3 protein-coding genes are annotated in these 3,031 nt (G+C 71.8%); 1 reads left to right on the forward strand and 2 read right to left on the reverse strand.

Going from position 1 to position 3,031, the window contains the following annotated elements; all coding sequences use genetic code 11:
• Positions 1 to 153: 153 nt before the first annotated feature.
• Positions 154 to 1,014 (reverse strand): 3-hydroxyacyl-CoA dehydrogenase family protein, encoded by an 861-nt coding sequence (locus FOE67_RS21300; protein WP_182666451.1) that lies wholly within the window; start codon positions 1,012 to 1,014, stop codon positions 154 to 156.
• A 152-nt stretch (positions 1,015 to 1,166) separates the two neighbouring features.
• Between FOE67_RS21300 and FOE67_RS21305 the strand changes: the two genes are divergently transcribed.
• Positions 1,167 to 1,739: a cob(I)yrinic acid a,c-diamide adenosyltransferase gene (locus FOE67_RS21305; protein WP_182666452.1), complete on the forward strand. Its 573-nt coding sequence runs from the start codon at positions 1,167 to 1,169 to the stop codon at positions 1,737 to 1,739.
• Positions 1,740 to 1,972: 233 nt separating this feature from the next.
• Here the strand turns inward: FOE67_RS21305 and FOE67_RS21310 are convergent, their stop codons facing one another.
• Complete coding sequence (locus tag FOE67_RS21310) at positions 1,973 to 2,767, reverse strand: GIDE domain-containing protein (RefSeq protein WP_182666453.1); 795 nt, start codon at positions 2,765 to 2,767, stop codon at positions 1,973 to 1,975.
• Between the last annotated feature and the right edge of the window lie 264 nt (positions 2,768 to 3,031).

The raw sequence follows: 3,031 nt of genomic DNA on the forward strand, positions 1-3,031 counted from the left end.
GAGGGACCTTTGGGGAGCGATGGAGACACGCGTCACGTCTCACATGGCGGACATCACACCACCGGACGGGGCGGTCGCCCGGGCCGTAGGCTCGCCGCATGGTCAACCTCACCCGCATCTACACCCGTCGGGCCGACGCGAGGGGACCGCGGGTCAGTCGTCGGAGCGGTGGTCGTGGAAACCCACACCGCTCTTGCGGCCCAGGTCACCGGCGTCCACCATCCGGCGCATCAGCTCCGGCGGGGCGAACTTGTCCTCCCGGCACTCAGTCCAGATGTTCTCCGTGGCGTGCAGCAGGATGTCCACCCCGGTGAGGTCGGCGGTCTCCAGCGGCCCCATGGCGTGGCCGAAGCCGAGCCGGCAGGCGGTGTCGATGTCCTCGGCGCTGGCCACCCCCGACTCGTACAGCCGGGCGGCCTCCACGACCAGCGCGGAGATCAGGCGGGTGGTCACGAAACCCGCCACGTCCCGGTTGACCACCACGCAGGTCTTGCCGGTGGACTCGGCGAACTCCCGGGCCCGGGCGAGGGTGTCGTCGGTGGTCTTCAGGCCGCGCACCAACTCGCACAGGCGCATCATCGGCACCGGCGAGAAGAAGTGCGTGCCCACCACCCGCTCGGGGCGCTCCGTCACGGCGGCGATCTTGGTGATCGGGATGGCGGAGGTGTTGGTGGCCAGGATCGCGTCGTCCTTCACGATCCCGTCCAGGGCGCGGAAGATCTCCCGCTTGACGTCGATCCGCTCGAAGACCGCCTCCACCACGATGTCGGCGTCGGCGGCGGCCTCCAGGTCGGTGGTGGTGGTGATGCGCCCCAGCGCGGCCTCCGCGTCGGCGGCGGTGATCCGCTCCTTGGCGACGAACCTGCCCAGCGAGCGCTCGATACCGTCCCGACCCCGGGTCAGGGCCTCGTCGGTGATGTCCCGCAGGACCACCTCCCAGCCCGCCTGCGCGGAGACCTGGGCGATTCCGGACCCCATGAGGCCGGCCCCGATGACGGCGAGCTTTCCTGCCACGTCTGTTTCCTCCGATGCACGCTGAGTGGTCCCCGGGCAGGAATGTAGTGCCGCGAGGGACCTTTGGGGAGCGATGGAGACACGCGTCACGTCTCACATGGCGGACATCACACCACCGGACGGGGCGGTCGCCCGGGCCGTAGGCTCGCCGCATGGTCAACCTCACCCGCATCTACACCCGCACCGGGGATCAGGGAACCACCGCCCTGGGCGACATGAGCCGCACCGCCAAGACCGACTCGCGGATCGCCGCCTACGCGGACGCCAACGAGGCGAACGCCGTGATCGGCACCGCCCTGGCCCTGGGGAACCTCCCCGAGGAGGTCCGCAAGGTCCTGGTCCGGGTCCAGAACGACCTCTTCGATGTCGGCGCCGACCTCTCCACGCCGGTGGTGGAGGACCCGAAGTACCCGCCGCTGCGCGTGGAACAGGCGTACGTGGACCGACTGGAGGCCGACTGCGACCGGTTCCTGGAGGAGCTGGAGAAGCTGCGCAGCTTCATCCTGCCCGGCGGCACCCCCGGCGCGGCGCTGCTGCACCAGGCGTGCACGGTGGTGCGGCGGGCCGAGCGCTCCACCTGGGCGGCGATGGAGGAGCACGGGGAGACGATGAACCCGCTGACCGCCACCTACCTCAACCGTCTCTCCGACCTGCTGTTCATCCTGGCCCGGACGGCCAACAAGGAGGTTGGCGACGTGCTGTGGGTGCCCGGCGGCGAACGCTAGCGTCCACCCGGGGTGGGGTTCGACCCGGCGCGGCGCCCCGCGCCCCGCCGGGTTGACGGATCGCCGGGTCCTCGGAGTGGGCGCCCGCTCCTGCGCCCCGGCCGGTTCCGTGGTTCCGGTGCCCCGTCGACGCGCCGCCCCGGCCGCCGCTGCCCGACGCCCGGGCCACGATCGCCGGGGCCGCCGGACCGGGGTCGGCCCCGTCCCGCGGCGGCGCCCGGCGGCGCGGTCGCTCAGAGCAGCGCGGAGACCGCGCCGGCGACGATCAGCAGCGCGCCGACGACGCCCAGCACCCTGCCGGCGATCCCGAAGCCGCGTTCCCGTCCCCGTGCGGCCCCCAGGAGTTCCTCCTCGCTGCGGGTGGAGACGATGAAGAGCCCGCCGTCGGAGGGCGGTCCGATCACCAGGCGTCCGTGGTCGTCGGACACCTCCCCCAGCACGTACAGGCGGCGGCCCGGCGCGACCACCCACTCCTCCTGTTGGAAGCCGATGCTGCCGCCGTCGGAGGGCAGGCTCAGGGTGAACCCGCCGAAGGAGAGCCCCCCGGAGCCGGAGCCGGTGTCGCGCTCGAAGCGGTCGAGGATCTTCTCCGGCCGGTCGATCTCCTTCTTCCCCGGCCGCACCAGGATGTCCCCGGTGGCGTCCCGGACCAGCAGGTCCTCGGCGCTGACGTGCTGGGAGACGACCCGCGACTTCTCCTCGCGGCGTCGGTTGCCCTCGTTGTCGGTGCGCATCTCCCAGTACTTGTGGGTGACGCGGTGCTTGTGCCAGACGCACTCGCGCCTCGCCAGTTCGGAGACGAGCGGTCCCCCCTCCGGCACGACGGTGTCGGCGACGATCTCGCAGCGGTAGCGGAAGTGGCCGGCGCCGGCGGCCTCCTCGGCGGCCCGGTGGAGTTCGTGCAGTTCGGCGATCGTGCTGGTCTCCGTGCCGGCGATGCCGCGCACCCGCTTGGCGGCCGATCGCGCCACCAACAGAAAGATTCCGGCCAGGACCAGACCTGTGACGCCGATCCAGATCATCACCATCGTGACGTTCCCTTCCCCCTGTGCCCCTGGGCGCTCCCCCGTGGTGCCTCCCCTGACGGCCGGCTCCCGAGGGAGCCGGCGGCACTCTACCGGTCCCCGCCGCGGCGCGTCCCGGTCTCGTCTTCCTTAAGCGGCCCTTAACCGCGCCCGAAGTAATGGTTCAGTCCCTTGCCCAGTGGTCCAGACCTCTCTACGGTCCTGTTCCACCCCGGCGGTTCGGCTCCCGCAGCCGACGCCGGGCGACACCCCCGATCCGACGGACCC

Source organism: Streptomyces calidiresistens (assembly GCF_014141525.1).
GTDB classification, from domain to species: Bacteria; Actinomycetota; Actinomycetes; order Streptomycetales; family Streptomycetaceae; genus Streptomyces; species Streptomyces calidiresistens.